Annotated in this window: 16 protein-coding genes; 11 read left to right on the top strand and 5 right to left on the bottom strand. The window is 68.4% G+C overall.

Annotated elements, in window-relative coordinates:
• From JHD82_RS07720 to JHD82_RS07730, 3 genes are all read left to right on the top strand, one after another.
• Window positions 1–645: type II secretion system F family protein (locus JHD82_RS07720; protein WP_199135892.1), on the top strand; the 645-nt coding region annotated here is incomplete at its 5' end.
• Between the two features lie 16 nt (window positions 646–661).
• Window positions 662–1,582 (top strand): 5'-nucleotidase, encoded by a 921-nt coding sequence (locus JHD82_RS07725; RefSeq protein ID WP_043822074.1) that lies wholly within the window; start codon window positions 662–664, stop codon window positions 1,580–1,582.
• Window positions 1,583–1,644: 62 nt separating this feature from the next.
• On the top strand, window positions 1,645–2,127 hold the full coding sequence (locus tag JHD82_RS07730) for an EF-hand domain-containing protein (protein WP_199135893.1): 483 nt from the start codon (window positions 1,645–1,647) through the stop codon (window positions 2,125–2,127).
• Window positions 2,128–2,151: 24 nt separating this feature from the next.
• Here JHD82_RS07730 and JHD82_RS07735 read toward each other — a convergent pair whose 3' ends face one another.
• The 3 genes from JHD82_RS07735 to JHD82_RS07745 all read right to left on the bottom strand — a co-directional run bounded on the left by JHD82_RS07735 (window position 2,152) and on the right by JHD82_RS07745 (window position 5,543).
• The gene (locus tag JHD82_RS07735; RefSeq protein ID WP_012207503.1) at window positions 2,152–2,586 is read right to left on the bottom strand and encodes a hypothetical protein; all 435 of its coding nucleotides are present in this window, start codon (window positions 2,584–2,586) and stop codon (window positions 2,152–2,154) included.
• A gap of 155 nt (window positions 2,587–2,741) precedes the next feature.
• Window positions 2,742–3,245: a DUF1854 domain-containing protein gene (locus JHD82_RS07740; RefSeq protein ID WP_012207504.1), complete on the bottom strand. Its 504-nt coding sequence runs from the start codon at window positions 3,243–3,245 to the stop codon at window positions 2,742–2,744.
• A gap of 3 nt (window positions 3,246–3,248) precedes the next feature.
• Entirely contained in the window at window positions 3,249–5,543 is a 2,295-nt protein-coding gene (locus JHD82_RS07745) for an ABC transporter transmembrane domain-containing protein (protein ID WP_199135894.1), read from the bottom strand.
• Window positions 5,544–5,761: 218 nt separating this feature from the next.
• Between JHD82_RS07745 and cphA (JHD82_RS07750) the strand changes: the two genes are divergently transcribed.
• The 3 genes from cphA (JHD82_RS07750) to JHD82_RS07760 all read left to right on the top strand — a co-directional run bounded on the left by cphA (JHD82_RS07750) (window position 5,762) and on the right by JHD82_RS07760 (window position 11,241).
• Window positions 5,762–7,954 carry a cyanophycin synthetase gene (cphA, locus tag JHD82_RS07750; protein WP_012207506.1) on the top strand — a complete coding sequence of 731 codons (2,193 nt, stop codon included), beginning with the start codon at window positions 5,762–5,764 and terminating at the stop codon, window positions 7,952–7,954.
• A gap of 66 nt (window positions 7,955–8,020) precedes the next feature.
• Window positions 8,021–10,600 (top strand): cyanophycin synthetase, encoded by a 2,580-nt coding sequence (cphA, locus tag JHD82_RS07755; RefSeq protein WP_043782910.1) that lies wholly within the window; start codon window positions 8,021–8,023, stop codon window positions 10,598–10,600.
• A gap of 131 nt (window positions 10,601–10,731) precedes the next feature.
• Window positions 10,732–11,241: a CreA family protein gene (locus JHD82_RS07760; protein ID WP_233174661.1), complete on the top strand. Its 510-nt coding sequence runs from the start codon at window positions 10,732–10,734 to the stop codon at window positions 11,239–11,241.
• Between the two features lie 6 nt (window positions 11,242–11,247).
• Here JHD82_RS07760 and JHD82_RS07765 read toward each other — a convergent pair whose 3' ends face one another.
• Window positions 11,248–12,153, bottom strand: coding sequence for a LysR family transcriptional regulator (locus JHD82_RS07765; protein ID WP_071956838.1), 906 nt, complete (start codon window positions 12,151–12,153; stop codon window positions 11,248–11,250).
• A 132-nt stretch (window positions 12,154–12,285) separates the two neighbouring features.
• Here JHD82_RS07765 and JHD82_RS07770 point away from each other — a divergent pair, with 132 nt between their 5' ends.
• The 4 genes from JHD82_RS07770 to JHD82_RS07785 all read left to right on the top strand — a co-directional run bounded on the left by JHD82_RS07770 (window position 12,286) and on the right by JHD82_RS07785 (window position 16,581).
• Window positions 12,286–13,368 (top strand): YeiH family protein, encoded by a 1,083-nt coding sequence (locus JHD82_RS07770; protein WP_180318778.1) that lies wholly within the window; start codon window positions 12,286–12,288, stop codon window positions 13,366–13,368.
• Between the two features lie 154 nt (window positions 13,369–13,522).
• Window positions 13,523–13,984 carry a MarR family winged helix-turn-helix transcriptional regulator gene (locus JHD82_RS07775; RefSeq protein ID WP_012207511.1) on the top strand — a complete coding sequence of 154 codons (462 nt, stop codon included), beginning with the start codon at window positions 13,523–13,525 and terminating at the stop codon, window positions 13,982–13,984.
• On the top strand, window positions 13,981–15,966 hold the full coding sequence (locus tag JHD82_RS07780; RefSeq protein WP_199135895.1) for an FUSC family protein: 1,986 nt from the start codon (window positions 13,981–13,983) through the stop codon (window positions 15,964–15,966). The genes JHD82_RS07775 and JHD82_RS07780 overlap by 4 nt, the downstream gene beginning before the upstream one ends.
• An 81-nt stretch (window positions 15,967–16,047) precedes the next feature.
• Complete coding sequence (locus JHD82_RS07785; protein ID WP_034397101.1) at window positions 16,048–16,581, top strand: GNAT family N-acetyltransferase; 534 nt, start codon at window positions 16,048–16,050, stop codon at window positions 16,579–16,581.
• A 57-nt stretch (window positions 16,582–16,638) separates the two neighbouring features.
• On the opposite strand, the gene JHD82_RS07790 is transcribed toward JHD82_RS07785, so the two are convergent.
• On the bottom strand, window positions 16,639–18,081 hold the full coding sequence (locus JHD82_RS07790; protein ID WP_071956841.1) for an NAD-dependent succinate-semialdehyde dehydrogenase: 1,443 nt from the start codon (window positions 18,079–18,081) through the stop codon (window positions 16,639–16,641).
• Between the two features lie 203 nt (window positions 18,082–18,284).
• On the opposite strand from JHD82_RS07790, the gene JHD82_RS07795 reads away from it, so the two are divergent.
• Window positions 18,285–20,237, top strand: a complete 1,953-nt coding sequence (locus JHD82_RS07795; protein WP_199135896.1) for a trypsin-like serine protease — start codon at window positions 18,285–18,287, stop codon at window positions 20,235–20,237.
• The last annotated feature ends 7 nt before the right edge of the window (window positions 20,238–20,244 follow it).

A 20,244-nucleotide genomic window follows, 5' to 3' on the forward strand; every position in this document is an offset into this window, starting at 1 on the left:
GTGGTGCCCCAGGTGGCCAGCGTGTTCGCCGGCACCAAGCGCGCCCTGCCCTGGCTCACCGTGGCCATGCTGGCGCTCAGCGACTTCGTGCGCAGCTATGGCTGGGCCGCGCTGATCGCCCTGGTGCTGGGCGCCGTGGGATTCCGGCTGTCCATGAAGAACCCCGCGCTGCGCGAGCGCTTCGACGCCTGGTGGCTGCGCCTGCCGCTGATCGGCCGGCTGGCGCGCAACTACAACGCGGCACGCTTTGCCGGCACGCTGGCCATGCTGGCGGGCGCAGGCGTGCCCATTCTCAAGGCCTTGCAGGCCGCAGCCGAAACGCTGGGCAACCGCGCGCTGCGCGCCGATGCCATGGATGCGCTGGCCCTGGTGCGCGAGGGCGCGCCGCTGGCCTCGGCCCTGGCGCAGAAAAAGCGCTTCCCGGGCCTGATCTCCATGTTTGCCCGCCTGGGCGAGCAGACCGGCCAGCTGCCCGTGATGCTGCAGCGCGCGGCCAACCAGCTGTCCACCGAGGTGCAGCGCCGCGCCATGCACCTGGCCACCATCCTGGAGCCGCTGCTGATCGTGGCCATGGGCATGGTCGTGGCCCTGATCGTGCTGGCCGTGCTCATGCCCATCATCCAGCTCAACCAGTTCGTCAAATAGCGAAAAGCGCCAAGCCATGTCCGTGACCCTGCAAGACAAGCTGGTCGTCGCCATCTCCTCGCGGGCGCTGTTCGACTTCGAGGAGGAGAACCGGCTGTTCGACGCCGGTGACGAGCAGGCCTACATGCGCCGCCAGCTGGACCTGGTGCACCAGCCCGCGCGCCCGGGCATCGCCTTCCCGCTGGTGCGCAAGCTGCTGGCCTTCAATACGCCCGAAGTGCAGCGCGTGGAGGTGATGATGCTGTCGCGCAACGACCCGGCCAGCGGCATGCGGGTCTTCGCCTCGGCCAAGGCGGCCGACATGCACATAGAGCGCGGCGTGTTCACGCGCGGGCGCGATCCGTTTTCCTACCTGCGGCCGCTGGGCGCCCACCTGTTTCTCTCGGCCAACGAGGTCGATGTGCGCAGGGCGCTGTCCATCGGCTTTCCTGCCGCGCGCGTGATGGTCGATTCCACGCCCGCAGGCGACCGCTACCCGCAGGAGGTGCGCATTGCCTTCGACGGCGATGCCGTGCTGTTCTCCGACGAGGCCGAACGCGTCTACCAGCAAGGCGGGCTGCCGGCCTTTCTGCGCCACGAGGTCTCCCATGCTGCCACGCCGCTGGCGGAAGGGCCGTTCAAGCCGCTGCTGGTGGCGCTTCACCGGCTGCAGCAGCAGGCGGACTCGTCCCAGACCATGCGCATTCGCACGGCCCTGGTGACGGCGCGCAGCGCGCCGGCGCACGAGCGCGCCATCCGCACGCTGCTGGAATGGGGCATTGCGGTGGACGAGGCCATGTTCCTCGGCGGCCTGGAAAAGGGCCCGTTCCTGCGCGAGTTCGAGCCGGACTTCTTCTTCGACGACCAGACCGGCCACGTCAACTCGGCCGCGCGCCACGTGCCGGCAGGCCATGTGAGCAGCGGCATCTCCAATCCGGACGCCGATCCGCCGAAGTAAACAATTGCAAAGGGCGGGCCGGCCGTGCTTGCAAATGCCGGTTCCGTGCCCAAATAAGGCCCATGCATTTTCCCCTCATGAACCGCTCTGCCCTGCTGCGCCGGCCACCGCTGCTGCAGGCCGCCGTCGTCGTGCTGCTGACCAGCGCCTTCATGCTGCCCGCCGCGCGCGCGCAGGCGGCAGAAAACGCAGCCACCGAGCAGGCAACGGCCAGCCCGGCGCCGCTGACCAAGGGGGAGATCAAGGCCCAGCGCGAATTCAAGATGCTGGACTTCAACAAGGACGGCAAGCTCAGCCGTGCCGAAGTGGCGCTGTTCCCGCGCCTGTCGGCGGCCTTTGACGAGGCCGACACCGACAAGGACGGCTACGTCTCCTATGCGGAAGTGCAGGCCTTTGCCGTCAAATACCGCGCCGAACGCGACAAGGCAAAGGCCAAGGCGCAGGCCGAAGAGGCAAAGGCCGCCGCCGAGCGTGCGGCAGCCGAGCATGCTGCAGCCGCACCCGCTGCCAGGGACAAGAAGGAAGGCGAAGGCTCAAAGGACTGAGCCTTCTTGCCGCGCCCCTGACACTCAAAGACCGCCGGTACGCTTGACCTTGGGTTCCGAATAGGTCAACGGTTCGTCACGCACCTGCATCTTGTTGCGGGCCACATCGTCGGCCTTGCTGACCTCCTGGGCCTGCTCCACCGCCATGGCGCTGGCACGCCACATGGACTGGATGAACTCGATGAGCTGCTTGGAGATCGGCTCCTTGGGCGGCTCCTCGACCTCTTCCTTCTGCTTGATCTCTTCGGCCAGCGTCCAGTCGCGGTTTTCCTGGTCCACCACGGACGGCTTTTCAGGATCGCGCACCACCCGGCCCTCGCCGATGCGGTCCGTGGATTCGACGGCGTTGGTGGCGTTCACAGGACGCACGGGCACCGCGCCCGACGCACCGGTGGAGTACAGATCGGCGCTTTGTGGGCGCCACGGTATGGGTGATCGGTCAACAGGTGGAATTGGCATGGCTCGACCCTCTTGCTGGATGTGTGCTGTGGGCGGGAATTTCCCGCCGTCGCCTCATCATCGACAGAAGCTGAAAGAACTGAAGCGCTTTTTTTGAAAGACGCTTCGGCCCGCCTCAAACCAAGGGTAAACCCCTTATTCACCCCGACCAGGCGCTAGAGGAAGCGCTCCAGCAGCTTGCGCGAGGTGCGGTCCAGTGCCGTGCTGTCGGGCACGCTGAACTGCACGCCGTCCTGGCTGGTGATCATCAGATGCGTGCGGCCCGACAGGCGCCGGATGTCCTCCTCGGCCTTGAGCACGAGCTGCACGGGCCCCCGGTCGGTCTCCAGGTCCCAGGTGCTGGGCGTGGAATAGCTGGACACCTTGTGGATGCGCTGGATGACGGGCACGAACTCGCGCACGGCCAGGTCTTCCTCGATCAGCGTGCGGGCCTGCGCCGGCAGGTGGTCCATGTGGTCCACCCACAGCGCCTCCTTGCCATCGACGGAGACCAGGGACAGGCCTTCCAGCGGTGCGGCAATGGGAAAGGCGCGCACGGGAACCACGGATTCGTGGCGCGTGCCGTCGGCCAGGATCAGTACCAGGCGGCCATGGGCGTTGCGCTCCATGCGCACACCGCTCAGATCGGCGCCGGCAGCGGAATGTTGGGCGTTGGACATGGCTTATTCCTCGATGGTGGTTGCGGCCAGGGTCAGGCCTGCGGCCTGGGCATCCTCTTCGGCGCGCCGCGCCTGGGCCTGGTACAGGCGCCAGTAGGCGCCCTGCTTTTCCATCAGCTCGTCGTGCGGACCCACTTCCACGATCTCGCCCCGGTCCATGACCACGAGGCGGTCGGCCTTGCGCAGCGTGGACAGGCGGTGGGCAATGGCAATCGTCGTGCGGCCCTGCACCAGGTTGTCCAGCGCCTTCTGGATTTCCTTCTCGGTCTCGGTGTCCACGGCCGAGGTGGCCTCGTCCAGGATCAGGATGCGCGGGTCGATCAGCAGTGCGCGTGCAATGGAGATGCGCTGGCGCTCGCCGCCCGACAGGCCCTGGCCGCGCTCGCCCACCAGGGAGTCGTAGCCATGCGGCAGGCGCAGGATGAATTCATGGGCGTGGGCAGCGCGGGCCGCCGCCACGATTTCCTCGCGCGTGGCATCGGGCTTGCCGTAGGCGATGTTCTCGGCAATGGTGCCGAAGAACAGGAAGGGCTCCTGCAGCACCAGGCCGATGTTGCTGCGGAAGTCCGACACCTTGAGCCTGCGGATGTCCACGCCGTCGAGCTGGATGGAGCCCTCGCTCACGTCATAGAAACGGCTGATCAGGTTGACCAGGGTGCTCTTGCCCGAGCCGCTGTGGCCGACCAGACCGATCATTTCACCCGGACGAATCTGCAGATCCAGGTTCTTGATCACGGCGCGGCTGCCGTAGCGGAAGGTCAGGTTGTCCAGCGTGATGGCGCCCTGCACGCGCGGCAGCTTGACCGGGTTGACCGGGTCGGGCACGTTGCTCACGTGGTCGAGGATGTCGAAGATGCGCTTGGCGCCGGCCGCCGCCTTCTGCGTGACCGAGACGATGCGGCTCATCGAGTCCAGGCGGCTGTAGAAGCGGCCGATGTAGGCGATGAAGGCCGTCAGGATACCGACCGTGATCTGGCCGCCAGCCACCAGCCAGATGCCGAAGCCCCAGACCACGAGCAGGCCGATCTCGGTCAGCAGCGTCACCGTGGGCGTGAACAGCGACCAGGTCTTGTTGACCTTGTCGTTGGCCTGCAGGTTGACCAGATTGGCCTGGGCGAAGCGGTCGGCCTCGCGCTTTTCCTGGGCGAAGGCCTTGACCACGCGGATGCCGGGGATGGTGTCGGCCAGCACATTGGTCACTTCGGACCAGACGCGGTCGATCTTCTCGAAGCCCGTGCGCAGGCGGTCGCGCACCAGATGGATCATCCAGGCGATGAAGGGCAGCGGCACCAGGGTGACCAGGGCCAGCCACGGATTGATGGAGAACAGGATGACCGAGGTCATCACGATCATCAGCACGTCGGTGGCGAAATCCAGCGCATTCAAGGATAGAAACAAATTGATGCGATCTGTTTCCGCCCCGATGCGCGCCATCAGGTCGCCCGTGCGCTTGCTGCCGTAGTAGTCCAGCGACAGCGTCAGCAGGTGGTTGTAGGTGGTGGTGCGCAAGTCCGAGCCAATGCGCTCGGAGACCTTGGCCAGCACGAAGGTGCGCGCCCAGCCCAGGCCCCAGGCCACCAGCGCCGCCGCAAGCAGGCCGCTCAGGTAGAAGACCACGAGGCTGCTGTCGATCTGCTGCCCGTTCTGGAACGGGATCAGGATCTTGTCCACGATGGGAATCGTCAGGTAAGGCGCCACCAGGGTGGCTCCCGTGGAGGCCAGGGTCAGCAGAAAGCCCAGCAGCAGCTGGTGCCGGTAGGGATGGGCAAAGCGCCACAGGCGCAGCAGCACCCAGGTGGAGGTCTGCGGGCCCTGCTGGCGCGCGCAGGCCGGGCATTCGTCGGCCTCGGGCGGCAGCTCGGCCTGGCAGGCCGGGCAGCGGGGCACGTCGTCCTCGGGCTCGGCAAAGTCCTCGCCGCGTGCCAGGCGCTCGCGCTCATGGTCGAACTGCTGCAGCAGGCGCAGCACGGCCGCCTGGTGGCGCAGCGTGAAGCGCCACAGCGCCAGCCGCGCCGCAGGGCCGTGCAGTTCGAGGTTGCCCACGCCGCCGTGGTCCAGCGTGCGCAGATTCTGGTCAACAGATAGTGCCCACTCACTCCACTGCTGATCTGCAGGATCACAGGCGAGGAGGCGCTGGTTGGTCAGCACAACCCAGCCTTCGCCGAAGCGCATATCGAGGGTCAGGTCAACCGGGACGAGGGCCAGCACGTTTTCATTGGAAGCGAGCCTGGCTCGCAGCCCAGCCCCGCGGGGGCTGGCAAGGAAGGCCGAAACGTCCACAGAATGGTGTTCTTGCATGTTGAGTTGTTTTTCCCGCCCCTGGCGGCTCCTGGTGTCATGCGGGCAACCGCAGCTCCCCGGTGGATATCCCGCGCTTTGCACGGCATACCCTGCTCAACGCGCCAACCCTGGTTTAGGCTGACAGCACTGCACATGGGCTTTCTGAGCGCACAATCCTCTCCCATTCTCCGGCGATCCGTACCCGGGTCGTCGCTCACGCTTACCCGTTGATCGACATGGCGAAATTCAAAGACATCCAACTCTTGCGCACCACCTACCTGCGTGGACCCAGCGTCTGGACCTACCGTCCCGTGCTGGAGGTCTGGCTGGATCTTGGTGAGCTGGAGGACTATCCCTCGAACAAGCTTGACGGTTTCAACGAGCGCCTGACGGCCTGGCTGCCCGACCTGATCGAGCACCACTGCGGCGTGGGCGAGCGCGGCGGCTTCATCCAGCGCCTGGAAGGCGGCACCTGGTGCGGCCATGTGCTGGAGCACATCATCATCGAGCTGCTGAACCTGGCGGGCATGCCGGCCGAGTTCGGCCAGACGCGCGAGATTTCCCAGCGCGGCATCTACCGCATGGTCTTCCGCTGCCCCGAGGAAACCGTGGCGCGCACGGCCCTGGCCTACGGCCACCGGCTGATCATGGCCGCCATCAACGACGAGCCCTTCGACCTGAAGGCCGCCGTCAAGGCCATCAAGACCGAGATCAACGACCGCTACCTGGGCCCGAGCACGGGCTGCATCGTCGATGCTGCAGGCGAGCGCCGCATTCCCCATATCCGACTCAATGACGGCAACCTCGTGCAGCTCGGCTATGGCGCCGCGCAGCGCCGCATCTGGACCGCCGAGAGCGACCAGACCAGCGCCATTGCCGAAGGCATTGCCCAGGACAAGGACTTCACCAAGCGCCTTCTGGCCGCCTGCGGCGTGCCTGTGCCCGAAGGCCAGATCGTCCACAGCCCCGAGGAAGCCTGGGAAGTGGCGCAGGACATCGGCTTTCCCGTCACCGTCAAGCCCTCGGACGGCAACCACGCGCGTGGCGTGACGCTGGACCTGCGCGACGAGGCCGACATCAAGGCCGCCTTCGCGCTGGCCCAGCCCGAAGGCTCGGACGTGATCGTCGAGCGCTTCATCGACGGCACCGAGCACCGCATCCTGGTGGTGGGCGGCAAGGTCGTGGCGGCCTGCCGTGGCGAGACCGTGAGCGTGGCCGGCAACGGCAAGTCCACGCTGCGCGAGCTGGTCGCCGTGGTCAACCAGGACCCGCGCCGCGGCCCCGAGCAGGAATACCCGCTGGACTGGATCAACCTCGAAGCCCCGGCCGTGAAGCTGGAGCTCAAGCGCCAGAACGTCACGCCCGACACCATTCCCGCCCAGGGCACCAGCGTGCTGTTGCAGCGCAACGGCAACATGGCCATCGACTGCACGGATGAGGTCCATCCCGAAGTGGCCTACATGGCCACGCTGGCCGCCAAGATCGTGGGCCTGGACATCGCGGGCATGGACATGATCCTGCAGGACGTCTCGCGCCCCATGAAGGAGCAGGGCGGCGCCATCCTCGAAGTCAACGCCGGCCCCGGCCTGCTGATGCACCTGAAGCCCACCAGCGGCGCGCCGCGCCCCGTGGGCATGGCCATCGCCGACCACCTGTTCCCGCGCACCGAAGAGGGCACGGGCGCAGGCCGCATTCCCCTGGTGGGCATTGCCGGCACGCGCAACAACGGTTTCACGGCCCGCCTGGTGGGCTGGCTGCTGCAGCTGTCGGGCAAGCTCACGGGCGTGGCCAGCAGCGAGGGCATGTTCCTGTCCAACCGCCAGACCCAGAAGACCAACACCGCCAACTGGGCCGGTGCCCACCGCCTGCTGACCAACCGCCTGGCCCAGGCCGCCGTCATCCAGACCACGGCCCGCTCCATCCTGGAGGAAGGCCTGGCCTACGACCGCTGCCTGGTCGGCGTGGTCACCGACATGGACGGCTTCGAGCAGTTGCCCGACCATGACGTGCACGAGCAGTCGCAGATGACGCGCGTGATGCGCACCCAGATCGACGTGGTGCTGGACGAAGGCGCGGGCGTCCTCAATGCCGACATCGAGCAGGTGGCCGACCTGGCCCGCCTGTGCGACGGCGAGGTGCTGTTCTATTCGATGCAGGCAGACAGCCCCGTGGTCGCGGCCCACCGTTCCGAGAGCGAAGGCCGCGCCGTCTTCGTGCGCGGCAACCAGGTGATCCTGGCCACGGGCGCTGCCGAGCGCGTGCTGGGCACGCTGGACGCACTGAGCCTGCCCGGCGGCCTGCGCCCGGACACGCCGGCCCTGCTGGCCGCCATTGCCGCCGCGTGGTCCATGGACATTGCCCCCGACCTCATCGTCGCCGGCATCAAGACCTTCGACTACACGCCGGCCGCCGCAGCCACCGCCGCCTGAGCCCGACCACACGATGACATGCAGGCAGGCCCGGCGACGCGGGCCTGCCCTCCGAAAGAAGACACTATGCAGATCACCCGCATCCGAGCCCTGCGCGGCCCCAATCTCTGGACCCGCAGCACCGCCATCGAAGCCATCGTGCAATGCGAGCCCGGCGAGTGCGACTACTCGGCCCTGCCCGGCTTCGAGGACCGGCTGCGCGCGCGCTTTCCCAAGATCGGCACGCTGCAGCCGCACGGCGCCGACCAGCGCCTGTCGCTGGCCCAGGTGCTGGAAGTCGCGGCCCTGTCGCTGCAGGCCCAGGCCGGCTGCCCGGTGACCTTCAGCCGCACGCATGAAACCGTGGAGACCGGCACCTACCAGGTGGTGGTGGAGTACACCGAAGAGGCCGTCGGCCGCCTGGCCATGGAACAGGCCGGCGAGCTGCTGCAGTCGGCCCTGGCCGACACGCCCTTCGACGCCGACAAGGTGGTGGCCCAGCTTCGCGAACTCGACGAGGACGAGCGCATCGGTCCCTCCACCGGCTCCATCGTCGATGCGGCCGTGGCGCGTGGCATTCCCATCCGCCGCCTGACCTCGGGCTCGCTGGTACAGCTGGGCTGGGGTTCCAAGGCGCGCCGCATCCAGGCCGCCGAGCTGGACCAGACCAGCGCCGTGGCCGAGTCCATCGCCCAGGACAAGGACCTGACCAAGCGCCTGCTGCACGCCGCCGGCGTGCCCGTGCCGCTGGGCCGCCCCGTCAAGGATGTGGAAGAAGCCTGGCTCGTGGCCCAGGAAGTGGGCCTGCCCGTGGTGGTCAAGCCCCAGGACGGCAACCAGGGCAAGGGCGTGGTGGTCAACATCACCACGCACGAGCAGCTCAAGGCCGCCTTCGCCACCGCCTCGGAATTCGGCGACGACATCATGGTCGAGCGCTTCCTGCCCGGCCATGACTTCCGCCTGCTGGTGGTTGGCGGCCAGCTGGTGGCCGCTGCGCGCCGCGAGCCGCCCCAGGTGCTGGGCGACGGCCAGCACACCATCCGCGAGCTGGTGGACATCGTCAACCAGGACCCACGCCGCGGCTCGGGCCACGGCACGGCGCTGACCAAGATCCGCCTGGACGACATCGCCATCGCGCGCATCGCCACCGAAGGCCTCACGCCAGAATCCGTGCCGGCCCAGGGCCAGCGCGTGGTGCTGCGCAACAACGCCAACCTGTCCACCGGCGGCAGCGCCACCGATGTGACGGACGACGTGCACCCCGACATCGCCGCGCGCGCCGTGGAGGCCGCCCAGACCATCGGCCTGCACATCTGCGGCGTGGACGTGGTCTGCGAGACCATGCTGCGCCCGCTGGAAGAGCAAAACGGCGGCATCGTCGAAGTCAACGCCGCACCGGGCCTGCGCATGCACCTGGCGCCGTCCTTCGGCAAGCCCCGCAACGTGGGCGTGCCCATGGTCGATGAGCTGTTCGCGCCGGGCCAGGACGGCCGCATCCCGCTGGTGGCCGTCACCGGCACCAATGGCAAGACCACGACCACGCGCCTGATCGCCCACCTGTTCACCTCGCATGGCTGGCGCACGGCCATGACCAACACGGACGGCGTCTACGTCAACGGCCGCCAGATCGACAGCGGCGACTGCTCGGGCCCGCGCAGCGCGCGCAACGCCCTGGCCCACCCCGAGACCGATGCGGCCGTACTCGAATGCGCACGCGGCGGCATCCTGCGCGAAGGCCTGGGCTTCGACCGCTGCCAGGTGGCCGTGGTCACCAACGTGGGCGCGGGCGACCACCTGGGCCTGAACTACATCACCACGGTGGAAGACGTGGCCGTGCTCAAGCGCGTCATCGTGCAGAACGTGGCCACCGACGGCTATGCCGTGCTCAATGCGGCCGATCCGCTGGTCGCCGCCATGGCCTCCACCTCGCCGGGCAAGGTCATCTATTTCGCGGCCGACCGCCACCACCCCGTGATGGCCACGCACCGTGCCCAGGGCAACCGCGTGGTCTACGTGGACGGCGACAGCATCGTCGCGGCCGAAAGCTCGTGGCGCGAGACCATTGCGCTGCGCGAGATCCCCATCACGCGCAACGGCACCATCAGCTTCCAGGTGGAGAACGTCATGGCCGCCATCGCCGCCGCCTGGGGCGTGGGCATGCCCTGGCAGACCATCCGCCGTGGCCTGGCCGGCTTCGTCAACGACAGCGACAACGCGCCGGGCCGCTTCAACGTCATGGACTACCGTGGTGCCACACTGATCGCCGACTACGGCCACAACCCAGACGCCATCCGCGCCCTGGTGCAGGCCGTGGACGCCATGCCGGCCCAGCGCCGCAGCGTGGTCATCAGCGGCGCGGGCGACCGCCGCGACCAGGACATCACCGAGCAGACCCAGATCCTGGGCAAGGCCTTCGACGACGTCATCCTCTACCAGGATGCCTGCCAGCGCGGCCGCGCCGACGGTGAAGTCCTGGCCCTGCTGCAGCAAGGCCTGCAAGGCGCACCGCGCACCGACTACGTGACCCAGATCCAGGGTGAGTTCAACGCCATCGACCATGCGCTGGCGCGGCTGACCCCAGGCGACCTGTGCCTGGTGCTGGTGGATCAGGTCGAGGAAGCCCTCGAACACCTGCGCCGCCATGTGGCGGGTGAAAACACCCCCTGAGGCGCTTTGCGCCTTCCCCCTCTCTCGCTTCGCGGGAGGGGGGCATACGGGCCACCGACGACACCCTCGGGGCGGGGCGGCCCTTCCTCGGTGTCCCTGAGTTGGGCCGCGCCACTCTCATACGCAATGCCATGATCGAACCCAGTGCGAAGTATTTCCCGCGAGGCCGGGCCTTGCTCACGGCCGCTCTGGCCACGCTGCTGCTGGGCGCCTGCGGTGCGCGCGCCGAGCAGGTGGGCGCGGTGGACACGGTGTTCAAGTTCATAGGCCCGGACCACAAGATCGTGGTCGATGCCTATGACGATCCCAAGGTGGCGGGCGTGACCTGCTACGTCTCGCGCGCCAAGACCGGCGGCATCAAGGGCGGCCTGGGCCTGGCCGAGGACCGCGCCGAAGCCTCGATCAGCTGCGTGCAGACCGGCCCCATCCAGATCCCCGCGCCGCTCAAGCAGCAGGACGAGGTGTTCACCGAACGCATCTCGCTGCTGTTCAAGCGCCTGCGCGTGGTGCGCATGGTCGATGCGCAGCGCAACACCCTGGTCTACATGACCTACTCGGACCGCGTGATCGAAGGCTCGCCGCAAAACAGCGTCACCGCCGTGCCCGTGCCGCGCAGCACGCCGATTCCGCTGGGCAAATAACCCGCCTCAGTCCTGGGCGTGTTGGCGGCAGGCCTGCACAAAGGCCGCCAGCGCCGGCGAGCGGCGCTTGCCCGCCCGCTGCACCAGCGAGAAATCCCGCCACATGCGCGGCAGCGTGGTCGGCAGCACGGCCAGCTCTCCCGAGGCGACCAGGGCTTGCACCAGCACGCGCGACAGGCAGCTGATGCCCAGGCCCTGGGCCACGCAGCGCGCAATCGCCTCCGAACTGCCCAGCGTGGCGGCGGCCGGCAACTGGTGCAGATGCGGCAGCAAGGCATGCTCCACCATCTCGCGCGTGCCCGAGCCCGGCTCGCGCAGCAGCCAGCGCGCACCGCGCAAGGCGGCCACGCCCAGCGGGCGCTGGCCTGCGGCCTGCACCAGCGGGTCCTGTGCTGCGGCCACGATGACGAGTTCGTCACGCATCCAGGGCTCGACCTCCAGCCCGGGCCAGTGGCTGGTACCCTCGATCAGGCCCAGGTCCACGTCCAGCGATTCCACGGCCTGGCCCACCTCGCGCGTGTTGGCGATCTGCAGGTCCACGCTCAGGTGCGGATGGCTGCGCGCCAGGTGCGCGAGCACGGCCGGCAGCGCATAGGTGCCTATGGTGGTGCTGGCTGCCACGCGCAGACGCACGGGCAGGCTGGCGGCCCGCACTGAAAACGCCTGCTCTATGCCCCTGGCCTGCTCCAGCAGCGCCAGCGCCTCGGGCAGCAGGGCGCGCCCCGCGTCGTTGAGCGCCAGCCGCCGGCCCACGCGCTCGAACAGCTGGGCGCCCATGGCCTGCTCCAGCTGCTGCAGCGCGGCGCTGGTGGCCGACTGCGACAAGGCCACGGCGTCGGCCGCGGCCACGGTGGAGCCCGCCTGGGCGACGGCGCAGAAGATTTCAAGTTGGCGCAGGGTGAGGTGCAGCATGGCGTGCAGTCTGGACGAGGCATCAACCTGTTTCCCCGGTTGGTGCTACAAAAACTATTCGTTATACGAATATAGCCAAGAAATCTAAAGTGCCTCCCATGCACCGCGCTCCTGACGCGGCGCGCAGGCACCATGAACACCACATCCCTCCCACGCCCCTCCCACCCTGGCTGGCTTCGCCAGTTGACCGAGCTTGCGCCCGGCCTGCTGCTGGCCGGCGCCATTGCCGCAGCCGCCACCTGGGGCGCACGCCAGCCGCTGCTGGCCGGCTCGGGCCTGAGCGCGCTGACGCTGGCCATCTGCATCGGCCTGGTCATCGGCAACACCGTCTATCCGCGCCTGGCGCCCAGCTGCCATGCCGGCGTGGGCCTGGCCAAGCAGCGCCTGCTGCGCGCGGGCATCGTGCTCTACGGCCTGCGGCTGACCTTCCAGGACATAGGCCATGTGGGCATGGCCGGCGTGGTGGTCGATGCCCTGGTGCTGGGCAGCACCTTCTTGCTGGCGCAGTGGCTGGGCCGCCGCGTCTTCGGGCTGGATGCGCGCACCACGGTGCTGATCGGCGCGGGCAGCTCCATCTGCGGCGCCGCTGCCGTGCTGGCCACCGAACCCGTGATCAAGGGCCGCGCCGAAGACGTGGCCGTGGCCGTGGCCACCGTGGTGGTCTTCGGCACCGTGGGCACCTTCCTCTACCCCGCGCTGTTCCACTGGAACGCTGCCCACGGCTGGCTGGACATGTCGCCTGCGCAGTACGGCCTGTACGTGGGCTCCACCGTGCACGAGGTGGCCCAGGTCGTGGCCGCCGGCGAAGCCATTGCCCCCGAAGCCGCCGACGTGGCCGTGATCTCCAAGATGGTGCGCGTGATGATGCTGGCCCCCTTCCTGCTGCTGCTGTCCATGGCCGTGGCGCGCGGCAACCGCAGCAGCCAGGTGAGCGACGGCCAGCCGCGCCGCATCACCATTCCCTGGTTCGCGCTGGGCTTCGTCGCCATGGCCGGCGTGAACTCGCTGGGTGTGCTGCCTGCTGCCGTGGTGCAGGTGGGCGTGCAGCTGGACAACGCCCTGCTGGCCGTGGCCATGGCGGCCCTGGGCCTGACCACTCATGTCCGCGCCGTGCGTGCCGCAGGCACGAAGCCCCTGCTGCTGGCCGCCTTGCTGTTCGCATGGCTTCTGGTGGCGGGCCTGCTCTTCAACCGCTGGGTGCCCGGCCTGCTCTGAAGCCGTACGCATCCATCGACCGGCCCTGCAAAGCATCGTCTTGCAGGGCCTTTCTCGTCGACCGCCCACCCGGAACAAGGGAATACCCTTAAATCAAATGCAGACACAATTAATTTGCAATGCAAATTAATTGCATTGCAAAGATAATCGAGGCATGTCCTTTGCCTCTGCCCCTCCCCGCGCCCGTCTCGGCTTTCTTATGGTCACCCTGGTACGCCAGTGGCGCCGCCAGGTCGAGGAGCAACTGCTGGCCGACGGCCTGACCGATGCCACCTGGGCACCGCTGATCCACCTGCGCGCCTGGGGCGACGGCGTCACGCAAAAGGAACTGGCCGAGCGCGTGGGGCTGGACGGCTCCAGCCTGGTGCGCCTGCTCGATATTCTGGAAGGCCACGGCTGGGTGGAACGCCGCGCCGACCCCGGCGACCGGCGCAGCAAGCGCATCTTCCTGACCGATGAAGGCAACGGCGCCGTGGACCGCGTGCGCGCCACCATGCTGCAGGCCGAGCTGGCCATGCTGCAAGACCTGGACGATGCCGAGGTCGAGGCCATGCTGGCCGGCATGGCCAAGATCCAGGCGCGCATGGCCGCGCTGCGCACGGAAGGCGCGCCATGAGCGCCCTCCACGATGCCTATGGCCGCCTGCTGCAGGCCTCTGTCCGCTGGGGCTTCGACCCCGTGCGCCTGCGCCAGCATCTGCGCACGGCCTTTGCAGCCTGCCTGGCTCTGCTGGCTGCCTGGCAGCTGGGGCTGGAGCATCCGCAGTGGGCTGCCATGGCCACCTGGGCCGCATCCCAGCCGCTGCGCGGGCAACTGCTCGAAAAAAGCTTTTTCCGGGTCGCAGGCACCGTGGCCGGCACGGCCGTGGGCGTGGGCCTGGTGCTGCTGGCCCAGGGAAACCTGCTGTGGCTGGTGCTGGGCCTGGCCGTGTGGCTGGGCCTGTGCGCGGGCGTGGGCAATCTGCAGCGCAGCTTCGTGGCCTACGGCACCATGCTGTCCGGCTATTCGGCGGCCATGGTCGCGCTGCTGGACTTTGCCCACCCCGACCAGGTCTTCGCCCTGGGCTGGGACCGGCTGTTCACGGCGCTGACCGGCGTGTTCGCAGCCCTGCTCGTGGGCTGGCTGTTCACGCCCAAGGGCAGCGGCATTCCCGGCAATGCCGAGGTGCGCCAGCTGTTCGCGCAATTGCTGCGCGATCTGGCCGGCAGCCTGCAGGCGCGCGGCCGTGCGTCCCTGGGCTCGCAGGAGATCGCCGCCCGCCTGCTGGCCATGGCGGTGATCGAGGAGGGGCTGGACCCGCACGCCGCCGGTTCGCAGCGCTCGCGCGAGGCCGTGCACGCGCTGCGCCGGCTCATGAATGCCCAGATCTCGGCCCTGCTGTGGCTGCGCGATGCACCATCGCAGGAGCCGCCCGCTGCCTTTGGCGAGGCGCAGGCCCTGGCCGCCGCGCAGGCGCTGCGCGAAGCCGCCGTGGCGCTGGAGACCCGCGTGCAATTGCACGAGGCCGCGGCGGCCCTGGTACGCGCACGCGAGGCCGCTGTGGCCTGGCCCGGCGCAGCCGACATGCTGGCCCCGATGGGCTTTGCCCTGCAGGCCCACCTGGCCGCCACCCATGACGTGGCCCTGCCGCCCGGCCACCGCGCCCGCCAATGGCCCGTGGTGCTGCACAGCGACTGGCTGGGCGCGCGCCGCGCCATGCTGCGTGCCAGCGCGGCCATCGCCATCGTGGGCCTGCTGTGGGTGGTGACGGGCTGGAGCGGCGGTGCCTACATGCTGCTGGGCATGTCCATCATGCTGACCGTGTTCTCGGGCTTCGAGAACCCTTCGGCCACCATGCGCCATGTGACCCTGGGGCAGGCCATGGGCGTGCTGGTGGCCTTGGCCTGTCAGTGGCTGGTCTGGCCGTTCGCCGGCAGCCAGGCGGGCCTGGTGTGGCTGATGCTGCCCTTTGTCTACGTGGGCGCACTGCTGTTCTCGCACCAGCGCACCGCGCTCTCGGGCTATGACTGCAACATGGTGCTGCTGCTCCTGCTGCAGCCCCACTACCCGCAGACGGCCAGCTTCGGCCATGCGCTGGCCCTGGGGCTGGCCGTGGTGTCCGGGCCGCTGGCCGGCTGGGCGGCCTACCGCTTCATCCTGCCGGTCACGCTGCAGGGCCGGCTGCAAAGCCTGCGCTCCATGATGGTCCACGAGCTGCAGGACATGGCCGCCACGCCCGGCCATGCGCGCGATGGCCGCATTTGGCGCGCCCGCCTGTACCACCGGCTGCTGCGCCTGGTGCGCATGTCGGAGCAGGCCGGAGGGCAGCTGGGTGCGCAGGCAGCGGAGTGCGGCCTGGCCGCCCTGCATGTGGGCCGCGCCATCCAGGCGCTGCATCAGCTGTCCGGGGAAGCGGCCCTGGGCGACGGCACCGCCCGCGCCGTGCGCGCCGCGCTGCTGCGCCTGCAGCGGCTGCAGCAGGCGCCCGGCCCGTGCCCGCCGCTTTTGCGCGCGCTGGCGCAGCGCGTGGCCGAACGCCATCCCGATCAGGCCCGCCAGCTGCGCCATGCCGCGCATGAGATCGCGCAGCATGAAGCCTTCTTCCGCAACGCCGGCTGAAGCACGGACCCATGCCAGAATGGCCTGCCCAGGCCGGCAGCGCCCCACGCTCTCTGTCCCCCTGTTGCAAGGAAAGCATCCATGTCGTGGAGCGACACCACCATCACCTCACAGCGCCTGGCGCTGCGCCCCTTCACTGCCGCCGATGCCGATGAGGCCTTTGCCTGCATCACGCCCACGCTGACGCGCTACCTGTCCTTCGAGCCGGCGTCGACGCCTGCCGAGTTCGAGGCGGTCTGGCGCGGATGGCTGCGGGAGATCGCAGCCGGCACGGACTTCAACTTCACGCTGCGCGAGCGCACGTCAGGCCGATTCACCGGCCTGCTGGGCCTGCACCGCGCGCGCGACGCCGAGCCCGAACTCGGCATCTGGATACGCGAGGACGTGCATGGCCAGGGCTATGGCCGCGAAGCCGTGGCCGCGCTGGCAGCATGGGCCCGAGCGACCTTTGCGCCACAGTCCTTGCGCTATCCGGTGGCCGAGCCCAATACCGCCAGCCGGCGCATTGCCCAGGGGCTGGGTGGCGTGGAGGTTGAGCGCCAGAGCCTTTCAAAGTACGTGCTCGTCGTCTACCGCATACCAGGGGTCGCCACGTCGGGCGTTGCCGCCCCATGAAAACAAAGGCCGTCCCACGCGAGTGGGACAGCCTTGTCCATGGGGCAGATGCCTGTCTTACACCGCCGCGATCGACACGGCCTTGGCGACCAGATAGGCCTCCAGCGCCTCGGGGCCGCCCTCGGAGCCATAGCCCGAATCCTTGACGCCGCCGAACGGCATCTCGGCCGAGGCCACGGCCGGCTGGTTGATCCACAGCATGCCGGTCTCGACCTGCTGGGCCAGCTGGTGTGCCGTCTTGATGGAGCGCGTGAACGCATAGGCCGCCAGGCCGTAGGACAGGCGGTTGGCCTCGGCAATGGCCTCGCCCAGATCGTCAAAGCCGCGGATGGCGGCCACGGGGCCGAAGGGCTCCTGGTTGAAGATCTCGGCGCTCAGCGGCACGTCGCCCAGCACCGTGGGAGCGAAGAAGTTGCCCGCGCCGCCCAGCGAGGCACCGCCCGTGAGCAGCTTGGCGCCCTGCTTTTGCGCATCCTCGATCAGATGGGACAGCGCCGTGACGCGGCGCGGATTGGCCAGCGGGCCCATCTGCGTGCCCTGTGCCAGGCCATCGCCGACCTTGAGGCCTTCGGCATGCGCGACCATGGCGCGCGTGAATTCCTCGCGCACGCTGTTGTGCACCAGAAAGCGCGTGGGCGAGATGCAGACCTGGCCCGCGTTGCGGAACTTGGACGCGCCTGCGGCCTTCACGGCCAGGGCCACGTCGGCATCCTCGGCCACGATGACCGGCGCGTGGCCGCCCAGCTCCATGGTCGAGCGCTTCATGTGCTGGCCGGCCAGCGCCGCCAGCTGCTTGCCCACTGCGGTGGAGCCGGTGAACGTGACCTTGCGGATCACGGGATGGGCAATCAGGTAGGAGGAAATCTGGGCCGGATCACCGAACACCAGGCCCACCACGCCGGCCGGCACGCCGGCATCGACAAAGCACTTGAACAGGGCTGCGGGCGCAGCCGGCGTTTCCTCGGGCGCCTTGCACAGGAAGGAGCAGCCCGTGGCCAGCGCCGCGCCGATCTTGCGCACGATCTGGTTGACGGGGAAGTTCCAGGGCGTGAAGGCGGCCACGGGGCCCACGGGCTCCTTGATCACCAGCTGCTGCACCTCGGGGCGGCGCGAGGGCACGATGCGGCCGTACACGCGCAGCGCCTCGTCGGCGAACCATTCGATGATGCCCACGCCGGCCAGGATTTCGCCCTTGGCCTCGGCCACGGGCTTGCCCTGCTCCTGCGTCAAGAGCGCGGCGATCTCGTCGGCGCGCTCCTTGAGCAGGGCGGCGGCACGGCGCATGGCGGCGCCGCGCTCATGGGCCGAGACATTGCGCCAGACCTCGAAACCGCGCTGCGCTGCGGCCAGCGCACGGTCCAGGTCGGCCACGTCGGCATGGGCCACATGGCCGATGACTTCGCCGCTGGCCGGGTTGCGCACGGGAATCTTCCTGCCGCTGGCGGCGTCCTGCCATTGGCCGTCGATCAGGAGTTGGGTGTCGGAGTAGGAATGGCTCATGCTGGATCAGATCCTTGGTAGATGACAGGGGGCAGATGTGTGGGGCAGGCACGGCCCTGGCAGTGTCCGCACCCGGCTGCCGCTGCAGCGCAGCGACCATTCTAGGAAGCGCAGGACGGCGGTGCCGTCACCGGGCTGTCACGCACACAACACCTAAAATGCCCGGGTTTCGCAATATCCACCAATCCGTTGAGAGGGAGCCCATGACCGATCTTTTCGACACCACTGCGCGCAGGGGTTTGCGCAGCGTCGCGCTGGCGCTCGCCCTGGCAGGCAGCCTGGGGCTGGCATGGGGACAGGAAGGCGCCACAGATGCGCCTCAGTTCATCCCTCGCATGAGCGTGGACTCGCGCGTCCAGCCGCAGGATACGCCTCGGGAGTTCCTGGCTTCACGCAGCATGTCTTCCCCCGCAGCCGTCACCCCCACGCCGCTGCGCGTGGAACTGGGCACCTGGAAGGATGTGCGAGCCGCCTCGGCCGCGGTGGGCGGCGCCATGCAGGTGGGCGCACAGCGCCCCAGCAGCCAGACCGCCACCACCCAGGCCCTGGGCGGGCAGCTGCAATGGCAGACCTCGGCCGACGGCGGGCTGATTGCCGCAGTCAGCGTGCGCTCCGAAGGTGCCTACGGCATTCGCCTGGGCGTGGAAATCGAGCAGTTGCCCGGCAGCGCCCTGCTGCGCATCTATGCGCAGGGCGACCGCGCCGGTGCCTATGAAATTTCGGGCCAGCGCGTGCTCCAACTGCTGCAGGCCAACAAGGACGCAGGCGATGCCAGCGCCGATGGCCGCACCTGGTGGACGCCCGACAGCGGCGGTGACGAGGTCACCCTGGAGATCGACCTGCCGCCCGGCACGCCCGCCGATGCGCTGCGACTGGCCATTCCGCGGGTCATGCACGTGTACGAGAACCTGTCGCTGCCGCTGGAGGGCGAGAACGTGTTCTCGGCCCAGCTCAACGAGTCCCTGTCATGCCACCTGGACTCCACCTGCTATGACGCCTACAGCGCGCAGCGCAACGCCGTGGCGCGCATGTTCTATGTCCAGAACGGCCAGGGCTATGTGTGCTCGGGCACGCTGATCAACGACAAGGCAGGCTCCGGCACGCCCTACTTCATCACGGCCAACCATTGCATCAGCACCCAGACCGTGGCCTCCACGCTGGAGACTTCGTGGTTCTACCGCACGCCCTCGTGCAACAGCCGCACGCTGTCGTCGGCCTCGCGCACGCTGCGCAACGGCGCCACCCTGCTGTACGCCACAGCCACCTATGACGGCAGCTTGCTGCGGCTCAACGAAGCCGCCCCTGCAGGCGCCGTCTTTGCCGGCTGGTCCACCCAGGCCCTGACCAGTGGCGCCAAGGTGGTGGGCATACACCACCCGCGTGGCGACCTGCAGAAGATCAGCTTCGGCACCTATGACCGCTCCTTGGCCTGCGAACCCTCCAGCGATGCCACCATGACCTGCCGGTACCGCGATGGCGGCTACCTCAGCGTGAATTGGGACCAGGGGCTGACACAGCCGGGCAGCAGCGGCTCTGGCCTGTTCCTGAATGGCCTGCTGGTCGGCACACTCTATGGAGGCGATGACCAGACCTGCTCGCGCACGGGCGGCAACTCGATCTATGGACGCTTTGACCTGCTCTTCCCCAGTATCCAGAAATGGCTCGCGGCAGATGCTGGCACGGGCACGGGAGAGACCGGTACAGGGCAGGCACGCACCGCCATCTACCGCTTCTTCAACCGCCAGACCGGCGCTCACTTCTATACGGCCAGCGCCTCCGAGCGCGACTATGTGGTGGCCACCTACCCGGCCTTCCAGTACGAAAACGTGGCCTTCTATGCGTCCACCCAGCCGCAGCAGGGCCTGGACCCGGTCTTCCGTTTCTTCAACACGGCCTCCGGCGCACACTTCTTCACCATCAGCCAGCCTGAACGTGACTACGTGCTCGCAACCTACCCCAGCTTCAAGAGCGAAGGCACGTCCTGGTACGCACAGACGGCTGCCGGCAATGGCACCGTGCCCATGTTCCGCTTCTTCAACCTGCAGACAGGCGCGCATTTCTACACCGTCAACGCGGCCGAACGTGATTTCGTGATCGCCAGCTATCCCGTTTTTAAGTACGAAGGTGTCGCCTACTACGTCTGGAACTCGCAGTAAGCACAGC

The sequence above is a fragment of the Delftia sp. ASV31 genome (assembly GCF_016428765.1).
Classification (GTDB): domain Bacteria; phylum Pseudomonadota; class Gammaproteobacteria; order Burkholderiales; family Burkholderiaceae_C; genus Comamonas; species Comamonas acidovorans.